Annotated in this window: 14 protein-coding genes; 12 read left to right on the top strand and 2 right to left on the bottom strand. The window is 47.9% G+C overall.

Going from position 1 to position 16540, the window contains the following annotated elements:
• Positions 1–13 precede the first annotated feature (13 nt).
• Positions 14–670, bottom strand: a complete 657-nt coding sequence (locus HMPREF3138_RS10915) for a phosphatase PAP2 family protein (protein WP_038881001.1) — start codon at positions 668–670, stop codon at positions 14–16.
• A gap of 292 nt (positions 671–962) precedes the next feature.
• Here HMPREF3138_RS10915 and udk point away from each other — a divergent pair, with 292 nt between their 5' ends.
• The 4 genes from udk to dcuC all read left to right on the top strand — a co-directional run bounded on the left by udk (position 963) and on the right by dcuC (position 5716).
• Positions 963–1604, top strand: coding sequence for a uridine kinase (gene udk / locus HMPREF3138_RS10910; protein ID WP_070559044.1), 642 nt, complete (start codon positions 963–965; stop codon positions 1602–1604).
• A 125-nt stretch (positions 1605–1729) separates the two neighbouring features.
• Positions 1730–2311, top strand: a complete 582-nt coding sequence (gene dcd / locus HMPREF3138_RS10905) for a dCTP deaminase (protein ID WP_019454407.1) — start codon at positions 1730–1732, stop codon at positions 2309–2311.
• Between the two features lie 44 nt (positions 2312–2355).
• On the top strand, positions 2356–4188 hold the full coding sequence (gene asmA / locus HMPREF3138_RS10900) for an outer membrane assembly protein AsmA (protein ID WP_038881005.1): 1833 nt from the start codon (positions 2356–2358) through the stop codon (positions 4186–4188).
• A gap of 175 nt (positions 4189–4363) precedes the next feature.
• Positions 4364–5716, top strand: coding sequence for an anaerobic C4-dicarboxylate transporter DcuC (dcuC, locus tag HMPREF3138_RS10895; protein WP_038881007.1), 1353 nt, complete (start codon positions 4364–4366; stop codon positions 5714–5716).
• A gap of 31 nt (positions 5717–5747) precedes the next feature.
• Here the strand turns inward: dcuC and HMPREF3138_RS10890 are convergent, their stop codons facing one another.
• On the bottom strand, positions 5748–7331 hold the full coding sequence (locus tag HMPREF3138_RS10890; protein ID WP_038881010.1) for a TerC family protein: 1584 nt from the start codon (positions 7329–7331) through the stop codon (positions 5748–5750).
• Between the two features lie 631 nt (positions 7332–7962).
• On the opposite strand from HMPREF3138_RS10890, the gene galU reads away from it, so the two are divergent.
• From galU to glf, 8 genes are all read left to right on the top strand, one after another.
• A complete protein-coding gene (gene galU / locus HMPREF3138_RS10885) occupies positions 7963–8862 on the top strand; it encodes a UTP--glucose-1-phosphate uridylyltransferase GalU (RefSeq protein ID WP_038881014.1) in 900 nt (299 codons plus the stop codon).
• Between the two features lie 39 nt (positions 8863–8901).
• On the top strand, positions 8902–9795 hold the full coding sequence (locus HMPREF3138_RS10880) for a sugar phosphate nucleotidyltransferase (RefSeq protein ID WP_038881016.1): 894 nt from the start codon (positions 8902–8904) through the stop codon (positions 9793–9795).
• A 264-nt stretch (positions 9796–10059) separates the two neighbouring features.
• Positions 10060–11196 (top strand): polysaccharide export protein, encoded by a 1137-nt coding sequence (locus tag HMPREF3138_RS10875; protein WP_038881018.1) that lies wholly within the window; start codon positions 10060–10062, stop codon positions 11194–11196.
• Between the two features lie 185 nt (positions 11197–11381).
• Positions 11382–12515, top strand: a complete 1134-nt coding sequence (locus HMPREF3138_RS10870; RefSeq protein ID WP_038881021.1) for an EpsG family protein — start codon at positions 11382–11384, stop codon at positions 12513–12515.
• Positions 12516–12534: 19 nt separating this feature from the next.
• A complete protein-coding gene (locus HMPREF3138_RS10865) occupies positions 12535–13287 on the top strand; it encodes a DUF4422 domain-containing protein (protein ID WP_038881024.1) in 753 nt (250 codons plus the stop codon).
• Positions 13288–13308: 21 nt separating this feature from the next.
• Positions 13309–14355: a glycosyltransferase gene (locus HMPREF3138_RS25490; RefSeq protein ID WP_071605326.1), complete on the top strand. Its 1047-nt coding sequence runs from the start codon at positions 13309–13311 to the stop codon at positions 14353–14355.
• Between the two features lie 73 nt (positions 14356–14428).
• The gene (locus HMPREF3138_RS10860) at positions 14429–15343 is read left to right on the top strand and encodes a glycosyltransferase family A protein (protein WP_038881026.1); all 915 of its coding nucleotides are present in this window, start codon (positions 14429–14431) and stop codon (positions 15341–15343) included.
• A 15-nt stretch (positions 15344–15358) separates the two neighbouring features.
• Positions 15359–16513, top strand: coding sequence for a UDP-galactopyranose mutase (gene glf, locus HMPREF3138_RS10855; RefSeq protein ID WP_038881028.1), 1155 nt, complete (start codon positions 15359–15361; stop codon positions 16511–16513).
• The last annotated feature ends 27 nt before the right edge of the window (positions 16514–16540 follow it).

Genomic DNA, 16540 nt, shown 5'->3' with positions numbered 1-16540 from the left:
TCCCGGGATTTTTTTATTGGGCGGAGCGTGAGTTGAGGGTGTTATAAGCAACGGGTACGTTGGCGTGCATATCTTCACGTGTGAAAGGTTTATCTATCGGCGCGATGCTGACGGCGATAAACTCCAGCAGTCCCTGGGTCGGGGCTATCGTGCCGTTGTTGATCAACAACAGAGGAAGCAGTAAGGCGGCAGCGATTTTTCGGTATGACAGGGCTGGCGGTGCAATATTGCGCTGCAGCCATAAAAATGCGCTGCTGGCGGCCCCCCCCAATGCGAGGCCGCTGATGACTTCCGAAACGGAGTGTACGTGGATGGCCAGGCGAGAGTAGCCTATCAACAACGCCAGCGCATAACCGCTCAGCACGGCCGTTTTGCGCACGGCAGTGGAGAAGCGGCCGGTCAGTAGCCACATCATCACTGGCCAAATACTGGCGGAAAGTGCGGAGTGCCCGCTAAAACCGGTGAAATCCAGTTCACGAATGCCGATTCCCCAACCCATAAAAGCCAGTTTGGAGGCGCACACGATGGCGCCTACGCCACCGAACAGCAGCGCCCATTGGGCCGTCTGCTTCCAATCCCGACAGACAAACATCAGGATAGCGAAAACAATGATTCCGGAAGGCAGCAGTAACATGCTGTCGCCGAAAAAAGTCAGGGAATACCAATCCATTACGGAAAAACCTTCATGAGAACAACGCGCGGTGATGTATTCAAGGTTGCCTTCAAGACCTTATAGATAAACGATCTTCTAAGCAGGAAGCGCGGGATAGTACTCCGAGCGGTAAAAAATAAGTAGAGTAAAAGTTCTGAAAAGCAATGTTTGATATTCGGTATCGACTAAAAAAGAACGGGAAAAGATGGCGTTTAGGCATTGTTAAAGGCTGGCGCAAACCCCGACGACTCCCTATAATTGTCGCGTTTTAGTTCCCCCCTTCACATTACGAAATCAGGTCTTTAATTTTATGACTGACAATCCGCATCAGTGCGTCATTATTGGTATAGCTGGCGCATCTGCCTCCGGAAAAAGCCTTATTGCCAGCACGTTGTACCGCGAACTCCGCGAGCAGGTCGGCGATGAGCACATCGGCGTTATTCCAGAAGACAGTTACTATAAAGACCAGACTCACCTGACCATGGAAGAACGGGTCAAAACCAACTATGACCACCCGAGCGCCATGGATCACAACCTGCTGTTCCAGCATCTGCAGATGCTGAAGGCCGGCAAGGCGATCGAACTGCCGCTGTACAGCTACACCGAACACACGCGCAAGAAAGAAACCGTCCATCTCGAACCTAAAAAAGTGATTATTCTGGAAGGGATCTTGCTGCTGACGGATATCCGCCTGCGCCAGGAGATGAACTTCTCGATCTTTGTCGACACGCCGCTGGATATCTGCCTGATGCGCCGCATGAAGCGCGACGTCAACGAGCGGGGCCGCTCGATGGATTCGGTGATGGCGCAATACCAGAAGACCGTGCGCCCGATTTTCCTGCAGTTTATCGAACCTTCCAAACAATACGCCGATATCATCGTCCCGCGCGGTGGCAAGAACCGCATCGCGATCGATATTCTGAAAGCCAAAATCAGCCAATTCTTTGAATAATGCCGCTTAATGGCCGGAAATGTGCATTTCCGGCCGGCGGCCAACTATTTGCACCCCGGCGTAGACCTTTCGCCCGTTGTGTGGCAATTTTTGTTTAGTGACGCGTTTTGATGGAGAAGAAAGACATGAGACTGTGCGACCGCGATATAGAAGCCTGGCTGGATAGCGAGAAACTGGTGATTTCCCCGCGCCCGCCGCTCGAACGCATCAACGGAGCCACAGTAGATGTCCGTTTGGGCAATCAGTTTCGCGTGTTCAGTGGCCATACCGCGCCTTTTATCGATCTTAGCGGGCCGAAAGATGAAGTTAGTGCCGCGCTGGATCGTGTGATGAGCGACGAGATTGTCCTGCCGGAAGGCGAGGCGTTCTTTCTCCATCCCGGCGAGCTGGCCCTGGCGGTGACGTTCGAATCCGTGACGCTGCCGGACGATCTGGTGGGTTGGCTCGACGGCCGTTCTTCTTTGGCGCGCCTGGGGCTGATGGTGCACGTGACCGCGCACCGTATCGATCCGGGCTGGCATGGGCGCATCGTGCTGGAGTTCTACAACTCCGGCAAGCTGCCGCTGGCGCTGCGGCCGGGGATGCTGATCGGGGCCTTGAGCTTTGAGCCGTTGTCCGGCCCGGCGGCCCGGCCATACAACAGCCGCCAGGACGCAAAATATCGCGATCAGCAGGGCGCAGTAGCCAGTCGAATCGACAAGGATTAACGGCGCGGGATGCACCGTCGGTGTGGCGCTGACAAGAGGGTGGCATGAGAAGATTACTGACGACATTGGCGATTTTACTGGTGGTCGTGGTGGCGGGGATGTCCGCGCTGGTACTGCTGGTCAATCCGAATGATTTTCGCGGCTACATGGTCAAAAAGGTCGAGCAGAAGAGCGGCTACCAGCTGACGCTCGAAGGCGATCTGCGGTGGCACATCTGGCCGCAGCTCAGCATTTTGGCCGGCCGCATGACGCTAACCGCACCGGGTGCCAAAGCGCCGGTGGTGAGTGCGGAAAATATGCGCCTCGATGTCAAACTGTTGCCGCTGCTGTCGCATCAGCTGTTTGTGAAGCAGGTGATGTTGAAAAACGCGGTTATCCGCCTCACGCCCGACAGCGAAGAGCACTCGCAGGTGGATGCCCCAATCGCACCCGCCGGTAGCGGTACTGACGCGGCAGACGCGGCCTGGAAGTTCGATATCGATAACCTTCGGGTGGTGGACAGCCTGCTGATTTGGCAGCGTGCCGATAACGAACAAATCAATGTCCGGGATATCAATCTCACCCTGCAACAAACGGAAAAACGCCGGGCGCAGCTGGAACTTTCCAGCCGGGTCAACCGCGATCAGCGTGACCTGATCTTCAGCATGGCGGCCGATGTCGATCTGCAGCAGTTCCCACGTCAGATTGGCGCCAAAGTGACCCAGTTCAATTACCAACTGGCGGGCGCGGATATTCTGAACGGCGGTATTCAGGGAGAGGGTAATGCGCAGGTGGTCTATCAGCAGACGCCGGCGCAGATTGCCGTCAGCCAGCTGAACGTCAGCGCCAATAACAGTCAGTTGACCGGCAATATCAGCGCCACGCTGGGGGCAGTGCCCGGCTATGTGGTGAACCTCAATTCGGCAAACCTCGATCTCGACGCGCTTTCCGGCTGGCAATCCAGCACCACGACCGCCGAGCAGCCCGCCGTGACTTCCGCGCCGGTGATCGCCAGCCAGGTTGACGATAGGCAGCAAAACCTGGAGGCGCTGCGCGATTTCACTGCACAGTTGAACCTGCAGGCGGCACAGGTAACCTATCGCGGTATGAACGTTACCCAGTTGGCCGTTACGGCGGACAACCAACGCGGCCTGCTGACGTTGCACAAGCTTGCCGGGCAGTTGGCCGGCGGAGATTTTTCCTTGCCGGGAACGCTCGACGCGCGCGGCAATAAACCGGTGATAAGCGTGCAACCGGTGCTGAATCAGGTTGAGCTCGGCACGGTGCTCAAGGCATTCGATATGCCGCAGATGCTCACCGGCAAGTTCAGCATGAAAGGGGATCTGACCGGCGATCGCCTCTCTTTACAGGCATTTGAGCGCCGCTGGCGCGGTACGGCGCAGCTGGCGATGCAGGATGCGCAGCTGCACGGCCTGAATATTCAGCAGCTGATTCAGCAGGCGGTGGCGCGTAATGATAACAGCGTACGTGGGCAAGACAGCTATCAGCGCTATACCGAAGTCAAAAGCGTCTCGGCACAGGCCAGCCTGAATCAGGGCACGGTCAAACTCAGCGGCCTGACGGCGGATTCGCCTTTGCTGGCGCTGACCGGCGCCGGCAGCATCGATATGCCGGGCAAACAGTGCGACATGGCGCTCAACGTGCGCGTCACCGGCGGTTGGCAAGGGCGCGGTGAGCTGATTGAGCAACTGCAAAAAACGCCGATACCGCTGCGGGTCTATGGGCCTTGGCAACAGCTGAATTATCAACTGCAGGTCGATCAAGTGCTGCGTAAAACGCTGCAGGATCGGGCCAAGGATGCGTTGAACAAATGGGCTGAAAAGAACAAGGATTCGCGCGAAGGCCAGGATCTGAAGAAGCTGCTCGACAAGCTGTAATCTCATCTGACGCGGGCCGCATTGTGGCCCGCGTCAATCTCGATGTTTCCCGCGATAATTTCTCTCCGTTACCTTGATGAAGGTCATGAAGACTCGCGCGCAGATTGTGCAGAGTAAGGGGCTGTTCTGCTATGACTATGCGCCTGAGCGCGAAAACATGACGAGTTGAGGAAACATGATAGAGCTTCTTATTGGCGCCGTAGTGGCGGCGGGCGTGGGCCGTTACATCATCAAGGGGTATTCCGCCACCGGCGTTCTGATGGTGGGCGGGTTACTGCTGCTCGGTATCAGCGCCCTGATGGGGAAAACGCTGTTGCCGTCCGGCGCGGCGTCTACCGGCTGGCGCGCGACCGACATGATCGAATACGTCAAGATTCTGTTGATGAGCCGCGGCGGCGATCTGGGCATGATGATCATGATGCTGTGCGGTTTCGCCGCTTACATGACGCATATCGGCGCCAACGACGTGGTCGTCAAGCTGGCCTCGCGCCCGTTGCAGATGATCAACTCGCCTTATCTGCTGATGGTGGCGGCCTATTTTGTCGCTTGCCTGATGTCATTGGCGGTCTCTTCCGCCACCGGCCTCGGCGTATTGCTGATGGCGACGCTGTTCCCGTTGATGGTGAACGTTGGCATCAGCCGCGGGGCGGCGGCGGCCATTTGCGCTTCGCCGGCGGCGATTATCCTGGCGCCGACCTCTGGCGACGTGGTGCTGGCGGCCAAGGCGGCGGAGATGCCGCTGGTGGACTTCGCGTTCAAAACCACGCTGCCGATCTCGATTGCCGCCATCGTCTGCATGGCCGTGGCGCACTTTTTCTGGCAGCGCTATCTCGACAAAAAGAACAATGAACAGCATCACATCATGGACGTCAGCGAAATCAACACCCACGCGCCGGGGTTTTATGCGATTTTGCCGTTTACGCCGATCCTCGGCGTGCTGATTTTCGACGGAAAATGGGGGCCGGAGCTGCATATCATTACCGTACTGGTCGGGTGCATACTGTTGGCGGCCGTGATCGAGTTTGTGCGCAGCTTCAGCGCCAAACTGGTATTCAGCGGCCTGGAAGTGGCCTATCGCGGCATGGCGGACGCTTTCGCCAGCGTGGTGATGCTGCTGGTGGCCGCGGGTGTGTTCGCGCAGGGGCTGAGCACCGTCGGCTTTATCAGCGGCTTGATCGGGCTGGCGCAGTCGTTCGGCACCGGCGGTTTGATCATGATGTTGGTGCTGGTGGTGATCACCATGCTGGCGGCCATGACCACCGGTTCCGGCAATGCGCCGTTCTATGCGTTTGTTGAACTGATCCCGAAACTGGCGGCGCAGATGGGCGTGAATCCGGCCTATCTGGTGATCCCGATGCTGCAGGCGTCTAACCTCGGCCGCACGCTGTCGCCGGTCTCCGGCGTGGTGGTGGCGGTTTCCGGCATGGCGAAAATCTCGCCGTTCGAGGTGGTGAAACGCACTTCGGTGCCGGTAATTGTCGGGTTGGTGGTGGTGATCGTGGCGACCGAGCTGCTGGTTCCCCAGTAAAAGAAAGGCCGGGCGATGCCCGGCCTCAATGCTAAACCTCGTAGTCCTCCGGTGGGGGGGGCGGGGTGATCTTCACTTTCAGGATGCGGTGGCTGTTGACCTCCAGCGGTTCGAACAGATAGTCACCGATCTTGATTTGCTCGCCTTCTTGCGGCACACGCTGGCTGTGTTCCATCAGCAGCCCCGCCAGCGTGTGGTATTCGCGCTTGTCTTCCAGCGGCATCGGCAGGTACAGCACCAGATCTTCCAGCGGCATATAGCCGTTGGCAATCCAGCTGCCGTCTTCGTTTTGCTGAATATCATGGCGTGCGTCCACCTCTTCGCCGGCCTCCGGCAGATTGCCGGCGATGGTTTCCATCACGTCCGTCAGGGTGACGATACCTTCGACGGAACCGAACTCGTCGACCACAAAGGCAAAGTGCGTCTGTGCCTGGCGGAACTGCTCCAGGGCGCTTAACAGCGTGAGCTGTTCCGGGAAGATCAGCGGTTGGCGTATCAACGCGCGCAGATCCAGCGGCGCCTGTGCCAACTGCTGTTTGAGGACGTCGATAGTGTGGATAACGCCCAGCGGTTCGTCGCTGGCGCTGCTTTCCACCACCACGATGCGCGTGTGCTGATTACGCTCCAGTAATTGCGTCAGTTTTTCCTGCGGATCGTTCAGCTCGAGGTATTCGACGTCGTGACGCGAAGTCATGATGCTGCTGACCGTGCGCTGCGCCATGCCCAGCACGCGTTCGATCATGCGCCGCTCTTGCTGATTGAAGATCTCGCCGTTTTCGCTGTCGCTGTCTGCCAGCAGGTTGGCGGAGTGGCTGTCGACCTCCGCTTCTTCGTGTTTACCACTCAGCATGCGAAGTACCGCCTCGGCGGTGCGCTCGCGCAGTGGCCGCACCTTCGACAGGAAGCGCCGGCGGTTGAACTGGGCCAGTTGGTTCAAGGCCTCGATCATCACCGAGAAACCGATCGCCGCGTAGAGGTATCCTTTCGGAATATGATAGCCGAAGCCCTCCGCCACCAGGCTGAAGCCGATCATTAACAGGAAGCTCAGGCACAGGATAACGATAGTCGGGTGGGCGTTGACGAAGCGCGTCAGCGGCTTGCTGGCCAGCAGCATCAGGCCGATGGCGATACACACCGCGATCATCATCACCGCCAGGTGGTCGACCATGCCGACTGCGGTGATCACCGAGTCGAGCGAGAAAACGGCGTCCAGCACCACGATCTGCGCCACCACCGGCCAGAAACGCGCGCCTTTGCGTGCGCCGTGCTGCTCTTCATCCTTGCCCTCCAGCCGTTCGTTCAGCTCCATGGTGGCCTTGAACAGCAGGAATATCCCGCCGACCAGCATGATCAGATCGCGGCCGCTGAAGGGGTGCTCTGCGACGATGAACATCGGTTTGGTCAGCGTCGCCAGCCACGAGATGGAGGCGAGCAGCGCCAGGCGCATGACCAGCGCCAGCAACAGACCGACGACACGAGCCTTATCTCTTTGTTGTTTTGGTAGTTTGTCCGCCAGAATGGCGATGAAGACAAGGTTGTCTATACCCAGAACGATTTCCAGCACGACCAATGTGGCCAGGCCGGCCCAAATTGTTGGATCAGCGATCCATTCCATACGCCCAATTTCACCTGTAAGTTCTACGGCTTATGCCGCACGGGAATGATGGGCGCTGAGGCGGCAAAATTCAACTTTAATTCGAAGATGTAATAGTGAGTGAAGATGAGTATCGGGTTAAGATCTAAGGAAAAATAGGGGGCATCAATAAATTAAATGGCTATGCAGTGAGCTGGGAGAAATAGCGCACTTGTCATTTGGCTGTAAAATAACCAGAATGCAGTATTTTATTAAATATCATGATGTTATGATTTGATTCGTCAGTTTTTATATTATGAATTGGACGGTCCTAGTAGTCTTATTCTGAAAACGAGACAACTAGGGTATCTAAGGCTTGTGTCCAAAGATTAATAGTATAAGAATCTTAGCCATATAAACGGCCTAAATCGTCTGCTTTTGGTTATAAAAATACCTCTTTACATAGTATGACGAACCAAACGCCACTGGTAGCCATTGCGCGTGAAAAAATACAAATAAATCAGTGTGTTAATTGGTTTTCTCTCTTTCAACCACTGCAAGCAGCGCATTGGTAGCTGGAAGCCAAGGGCGGTAGCGTGTCTGCTATTGGCCGCTAAGCAGCGGGCAATGGATTAGCGTATTTTACAGAATAATGTGATTGTGGATAAAAAACATGCAAAAGAGACTTAAGGCTGTAATTCCGGTTGCTGGACTGGGGACGCGGATGTTGCCAGCAACTAAAGCAATTCCTAAAGAAATGTTACCGGTTGTCGATAAACCCTTAATTCAATACATCGTAAATGAATGCGTAGCTGCCGGGATTAAGGATATCGTACTGGTTACACACTCCTCGAAGAATGCGATTGAGAACCACTTTGATACGTCATTCGAACTTGAGGCGGTACTGGAATCGCGCGTCAAGCGTCAGCTACTGGAAGAAGTCAAAGGTATTTGCCCTCCAGATGTCACCGTGATGCAAGTGCGACAAGGGCAGGCTAAGGGATTGGGACATGCGGTGTTATGTGCTAGGCCGATGGTAGGTGATGAACCGTTTGTGGTGCTACTACCCGATGTTTTATTGGACGATGCTACGGCGGATCTGCATAAAGAGAACCTGGCCAAAATGCTGCAGCGTTTCGATGAGACTGGCCACAGTCAAATCATGGTTGAGCCTGTGCCTGAGGAAGATGTATCCAAATATGGCGTAGTGGATTGCGGCGGTGTGGTGCTGGAGGGGGGCGAGAGCACGGTTATGACGGCCGTGGTGGAAAAGCCTGCGCGTGAAGACGCACCTTCGAACCTTGCTGTCGTCGGACGCTATGTATTGGCTGCAGATATTTGGTCGTTGCTGGAAAAAACACCACCAGGTGCCGGTGATGAAATTCAGCTCACTGATGCTATCGCCATGCTGATGGAGAATAATACCGTTGAAGCTTTCCATATGAGTGGCAAGTCGCATGACTGTGGGGATAAGCTGGGTTATATGAAGGCGTTCGTCCAATATGGTTTGCGTCATCAAAAGGAAGGTGCCGCATTCACACACTGGTTAAAGCAGGTTTTGCACGATAAATAATGCAACGGGCATACAATCACAATTTTGAAGAGGATTATCATGACTAAGTTAAAGGCCGTCATTCCTGTTGCTGGATTAGGTATGCATATGTTGCCGGCGACGAAGGCGATTCCTAAAGAGATGTTGCCGATTGTAGATAAGCCGCTGATTCAATATATCGTTAATGAATGCGTATCCGCTGGGATAAAAGACATTATTTTGGTTACGCATTCCTCCAAAAATGCGATAGAAAACCACTTTGACACGTCGTTTGAACTGGAAGCTATGTTGGAGGCGCGTGTAAAGCGCCAATTACTGGATGAAGTAAAATCCATCATCCCAAAAGGGGTGACCCTGATGCATATTCGTCAAGGGCAACCTAAGGGGTTAGGGCATGCGGTGTTATGTGCTAAGCCATTGATTGGTGAAGAGCCTTTTGTGGTTGTATTGCCCGACATTTTGTTGGACGAAGGCAAAGCTGCACCCCAGAAAGATAATTTAGCGCATATGATTGCGCGTTTTGAGCAGAATGGTTCGAGCCAGGTGCTGGTTCAGAAGGCCGATGAACATGTTCTCTACGATTATTCTGTCGTTGAGTGCGAGGTGGATACTTTGCATCCGGGCGAAAGCGCCAGAATGACATCAATCGTCGAGAAACCTAGCCGTGAACTTCAGTTAAACTCCAATTATTCTGCTGTCGGACGCTATGTCCTTTCTGCCGAAATTTGGCCCATTTTGGAAAGAACCGAACCTGGCGCCTGGGGCCGAATTCAGCTGACTGACGCAATTGCCGAGCTGTTGCAACACAACACGGTGGAAGCGATGGGGCTGGTGGGAGATTCATTCAATTGCGGCGAGAAAATGGGTTACCTTCGTGCCTTTGTGACCTATGGTTTGCGACATCCAAGTCAGGGGGAAGCCTTTAGGACTTGGGCTAAGCAACTGTCGTTGTAAGGTCGCTCGATTTGACCGCATTGTACACCCTGCGTTTTGATGTGGAGGGGAGCGCTCAGTGCTCCTCACTACGTTGGACTCAGCTGTGGAAATACTCCATAATCATACGGCCCTGATTCTCAACGCTGGCTCAATACGAGCATGGTTTTCCGTCAAAATATCTGAGATATGACAGTGCTTATGACGCACATACGACGATGTAGCCCAGGTTGACCAGCTAACGTAGCTTGCAGATATATTTACTTTGAAAGTGATGATAACTCGATGGCAAAAAAACAATGGAAACTGATACCACTTTTGGTATCTATCGGTGTGGTTAGCGGCTGTACTATCGTACCGGGCTCTCATCTTTCAACCAGTGGCAAAGAGGTCGTCAAACAACAAGATAATGATTTTGACATCGATAAACTGGTTAATGTTTATCCGCTCACGCCAAGCTTGGTCGAGAAAATGCGACCTAAGCCAGTTGTTGCACAACCCAACTCCTCTTTAGAACGTGAACTACAGAACTATGAATACCGTATCGGTATTGGTGACGTTTTGATGGTAACCGTGTGGGATCATCCTGAACTGACCACTCCGGCAGGCCAATATCGGAGCGCCAGCGATACAGGGAACTGGGTCAATTCTGACGGTACTATTTTCTATCCTTACATTGGCAAGGTAAAAGTCGCCGGTAGAACCATGAGTCAGGTTCGCAATGATATTGCCGGTAGGCTTGCGCAATATATCGAAAGCCCGCAAGTGGACGTCAGCATCGCCGCCTTCCGTTCACAAAAGGTTTATGTTACAGGTGAGGTAGCAACATCAGGAAAGCAGGCCATCACGAACGTACCTTTGACAGTTATGGATGCTATAAATGCCGCCGGTGGTTTAGCAGAGAACGCTGATTGGCGCAATGTAGTGTTGACTCATAATGGGCAGGAACAGCGCATTTCCTTGCAAGCACTGATGCAGCGTGGCGATTTGACGCAAAACCGTTTACTTTATCCTGGTGATATCCTCTACGTACCACGTAACGATGACTTGAAAGTTTTCGTTATGGGAGAAGTGAAAAAGCAAACCACATTGAAAATGGACCGCAGCGGAATGACGTTGACGGAGGCGCTTGGTAACGCTGAAGGAATGGACCAGGCTGTATCCGATGCAACAGGTGTATTTGTTATCAGGCCTCTGCGCGGAACGGAAGGCAAGAAACTGGCAAGCATATATCAGTTGAATGCATCGGATGCGACAGCCATGGTCATGGGAACAGAGTTCCATTTGCAACCCTACGATATTGTTTATGTAACCACGGCTCCTCTGGCTCGCTGGAACCGCGTAATTAATCAGCTATTACCAACTATTGTTGGATTTAACAATCTGACTGAAGGTTCGTTACGTGTGCGAAACTGGCCGTAGATGTTCTTTTAAACGATAAAATTTATTAATATGAATGATGACTACCTATCTTTAGGGAGGGTAGTCATTTTAATTAATTAATCTAAAGATTATTGGACGTTTTAGAGAATTTTTAGTTTTATTGAAAATCAAACGTACAAAACCATTAGAAAATAGCTTAAATACGCTACAGATTAGGAACTCATATGGTAATGTATTGGGTGGTTGGTTATACGCTTTTCTTATTTAGTTGCTATGAAGTGCTTATAACTAACGGGATGGACGTTAAAGAAAGGAAAAAAGATCCGTTAGTAATCCTATTGTTTATCGCAGGTGTCGCACTTCTGATTGTCTTTGGCGGTATTCGCGGTCCGATGAGTGGTGTTGATGATGACCAGTATAAGCAGTTTTACTATTATTTTATCCAGCAGATCGATATTGATTCTCTAGGAGATATAAAGGATAAATATAGATATGAGCCAGTATTTATATATCTTGCCTATCTTAGTAGCTTTATAACAAAGAACGCTAACTGGTTTCTCTTATTTGTTTGCTTTTTTGCGGTTAGTATTAATGCGATAACATTTAAAAAGTACTCGCCGTTAATTTTGGTTTCACTTTGCTTGTATTCTGTACACTTATTCATAAACAAAGACATGAATCAGATAAGATTCGGAATTAGTAGTGCATTTGCTGTTGCGTCGTTTTGTTATCTGTCTCAAGATAAATATACTAAAGCTCTCATTTTATTCTTGTGTTGTATACTCTCTCACAACACAGGGTATGCAGCTATTTTAATGGTTCCTTTTTTATTTATAAAAGAAAGAAGATATTTGCCGTTAATAATAATACTATGTGCAATACCTATTGGTATCGTTGGTGGAAAAAGTTTGTTTCTTAACTATTTTTCGCTTATACCAGGGGTTGGTATTATGGCTCGAAATTACGTGGGCGGAGAGTTTGATGGTGAGTTGAGTGTATTTGGTCTGGCTAATCTAAAAAACATTCTCTTCATTGCCGTTTTTTGTTTCTATATTCTAAGAGATATAACGGAACCTGAGAAGTTTAAGCTGTATTATATCTTAATATTGGCCTATGCAATCGGTGGCGCGATACGCATTATATTTTCAGACTTTTCAATTATCGGTGGTAGAGTAGGTAATCTTTTTTTACATGCAGAGCCGATACTCATGGCTATATTCCTGTCCAAAATAAAAAATAAATTCATGGCCCTAGGCTTCTTTTTCTTATTTATTAGCTACTTCTTAACATACAATACAATAATATTCCCTCAGTCGATATTTGGTTATAGTGTATCCCAAACATTTGATGCGTTTTAATATTTCAAGGTAAATTAACATGACAATTTTCGTCGTCACTCATAAGGAGTATGCATTTCCAGCAGGGGGGTGCTATGTACCTATCAGGGTTGGAAAGTCGAAGTTTAACCTTACGCGAGGGGTTTCCGATGATACTCAAGATAATATCTCGGAGTTCAACTCTTCTTTTTGTGAGCTAACAGCTTTATATTGGATTTGGAAAAATACTGATGACAAGTTTGTTGGCATGATGCACTATCGCCGGTACTTTAAAGGGAATGGGGGTGGTGAGTTTATTAATGGGAAGTCGATTTTAAGTTGTGAAGAAATTAGTAAGCTAATAAGTAAGTATGACTTGGTTGTGGCGGAGCCAAGAAATTATTATATCGTTTCCATAAGAAAGCATTACATAAAGGCTCATTATGAAGCAGATTTGCAGTTACTAGAAAGTGTTCTGCAAGAGAAACACCCCCAGTATATGAGTGCCTTTAAGCAAGTCATGAATGGGCGAAAATTGTCTCTCTATAACATGTTCCTGGCAAAGAGAGAGACGTTAGATAAATATTGCGAGTGGCTTTTTCCTATGCTTTTTATATTGGAAAAAGAAATAAAATATAGAGATTATGATACCTATCAGAAACGTGTGTTTGGTTTTTTAGCGGAGCGTTTATTTAATGTATGGATCCTTTACAATCAGAGTGAGTTAAAAATAAAAAAAATGCCAATAATAAATATTGAGGGTGAGAATGTAATAAAAAAAGGAATTGGAATGCTAAAAAGACAGTTTTTATGAAAATGCGAAGGATGAACGAAAATGGCTAGGCTTTTAATTATTACTGATAATGCCTTCACTTATACTGGAAGAGAAAAGATATGTGATTTTATGGTGGAAAGCCTGGGGGGGAGTGACGATGTCGATGTTTTTTCCTTGAGGGGAGATGGGCTGCCATTTTACAACTATAAAAATGCAAAAGAATTGAGAAGTTTTGCGCGGGAAAAGTATCCTCTATTAAGTATTATAAAAGAGATAAATAAGAGAGACTACGATCTTGTTTTTGTTGTTAGCATGGGAAGATTGAGTGTATATTTTTCATTTTTATTCTCCATTTTTGGAAGGAAATCCAAGGAAAGTTTAATTGCATGTGAGCATGTTTCATTAGATTCACTATCAGTTGCAATCAGGTTTTTAAAAAGAATCGCATTGTCAAAGTATGACAAGGTTGTAGTTCTTACGGAAAGAGATGGAAAGAAGCTGGCTAGTTGGGGTATAAATAACACCGTAATTTATAATCCTATAAAATACAATGACTACAAGAAAATAAATAGAAGTCGACATGCTTTAGCTGTGGGACGATTGAGCAAGCAAAAAAACTTCTCTAGCCTACTAAATATTTGGTCTCGCTTCATAAAAAACAACCATTCGGATTGGATGCTAAATATTGCTGGTGATGGTGAGCTCAAAGATGAACTTATCCAGCAAGCAAGTCGATTGAAAATAAGTAATAACGTTCAATTTCTTGGTCGCATAAATAATATTGATGATTACTATAAGAATGCTGATCTATGCTTAATGACTTCCATCTATGAGGGGTTACCACTTGCTCTGCTTGAAGCGAAATCATGGTCGGTGCCCGTTATAGCATATGACTGTCCAACTGGACCGAGAGAAATTATCTCTGATAAAGTGGATGGTTTTTTAGTGGAATTAAATGATGAAGATAGCTTTTTGGCCAATCTAGAATATTTAGCTTCTAATGATAATGTTTATTTTCAGTTAAGTGCAGGTACATGTAATGTATCATCGCAGTTTTCCGAAGAGAGGATAAAGAGTCTTTGGAGGAATCTTGTTTGTGGTAAATAGCAATATATGTTTTTTTGAAAATAACTATTGCTATTTAGTATTCTGAATTACAAAACTATCAGTAGGAGAGTAAATGGAACATGCTGATAAGTCACAGGTTTTCTTTTCTATAGTCATCCCATGCTATAATGCATCAAATTCTTTAGCGATAACTCTAGATTCATTATATGAGCAAAAATTTAAGGATTTCGAGATTGTTATAGTAGATGATTGCTCGGCTGACAGGGACGAGACTAGAAAAGTTATCAGTAAAGAAAAATATAGCCGCTTAAATATTACATTTTACTCATTCGACGAAAATAAGAACGGTGCAGCAGCTAGAAATAAAGCAGTGTCATTATCAAAAGGGCGTTATATTTGCTTTTTAGACGCAGATGATTCATGGAGTGATAATAAACTAGATGTTTTTTTTGATGTTGTAAAAAAATACAAGGAAACTGATAGGGTTTTGTTTTATAGCAAAGTTCTAGTAATTGCTGACGGAATGTCTGTTGGTGTTAGACCCGAACGGGCTATATATGATAACGAATCAGTGTCCGAGTACTTATTTGCACGCCAAGGATTTATGCAGACAAGTAGCCTGGTTATCTCTAGAGTGAATACAAATGTTTTATATTTTAATGAAATTTTTAGAAGGCACCAGGATTTTGAATATTGCATAAAAGCGCAAGCACTAAAATTCAAGTTTGTTATGATTGATGAGGTGTTGACAAACTATTTGACGTCTTTTGAACATAAACAGAAATCGAAAGAATCTGTGTCATATTCTATTTTTTGGTTGAGGAATATGACTAAGTATATGAGTAAGAAAGAAAGAGAGTGCTTTAAGGCATATATGTTACCCTCAAGATATAAGATGGAGGGGCGAGTGATTGCCGGCGTGTTTTGTTTCCTTTGTCACCTACCATTTACGGGAATGAAAAATATCTCACATAATATAAAAAGAAATATAAAGAAAATTAGATGGGCTTCTAATGTTTTTAATTAAAATAAAAGGTGCTTTATGAGTGTGAAAAATGTATTAGTTGTTGGCGCAGGGTTTTCTGGCGCAGTGATTGCTCGCGAACTGGCAGAGAAAGGTCACAAAGTAAATGTCATTGACCGTCGTTCTCATATTGCAGGCAACTGCTTCGATGAAAGAGAAGCAACAACGGGTGTGATGGTTCATACATATGGCCCCCACATATTTCATACCGATAATGAGCAAGTTTGGAGTTATATAAATAAATATACGGTGATGATGCCATATACAAATCGTGTTAAGGCAACATATGATGGCCAGGTTTTTTCATTGCCGATAAATTTGCATACGATAAATCAGTTTTTCAAGAAAACATGCTCTCCTGACGAAGCGCGAGAATTAATAGCAAGCAAAGGCGATAATAGTATTTTGGAGCCTAAAACGTTTGAAGAGCAGGCATTACGCTTCGTAGGGCATGAATTATACGAAGCCTTTTTTAAAGGCTATACAGTAAAACAGTGGGGTATGTCACCCAAAGATCTACCGGCATCAATTCTCAAACGGCTACCAATCAGGTTTAATTATGATGATAACTATTTCAATCATAAATATCAGGGGATGCCACATGACGGTTATACCGAGATTGTAAAGAAAATTCTCGGTCATGATAATATTACTCTGAGCCTTGATACCGAATTTGAGCCCTCGATGATTGAAATGTATGATCATGTTTTCTACAGTGGCCCATTAGATGCTTTTTATAAAAATAAATTTGGACGCCTTGGATATAGAACTTTGGATTTTAAAAAGTTTATTTATGATGGTGATTATCAAGGTTGTGCAGTGATGAATTATTGCTCGGAAAAAGTGCCTTATACGCGGATAACTGAGCATAAGTATTTCTCACCCTGGGAGAAACATGATAAGTCAGTCTGCTATAAAGAATATAGTCGACAATGCACGGAAAATGATATCCCCTACTATCCAATTAGGCAGGTAGGGGAGATGAAAATGCTTGCTGACTACATTGCACTGGCTAAACAAGAAAAGAAAGTGACATTTGTAGGTCGCCTTGGAACGTACCGTTATTTAGATATGGACGTGACAATTTTCGAAGCACTGAGAACTGCACAGATTTATTTAGAGTTTTTAGATGATGGCGGTTTGATGCCTGCATTTACAGTAGAAGTTGTTTGATGACTCTCTATATTAGTCAAAATGGCG

The organism is Serratia sp. HMSC15F11 (genome assembly GCF_001808215.1).
GTDB lineage: Bacteria > Pseudomonadota > Gammaproteobacteria > Enterobacterales > Enterobacteriaceae > Serratia > Serratia nevei.
Note: the sequence above shows the minus strand (reverse complement) of the source record. Positions and strands in the feature narration are given on the sequence as shown.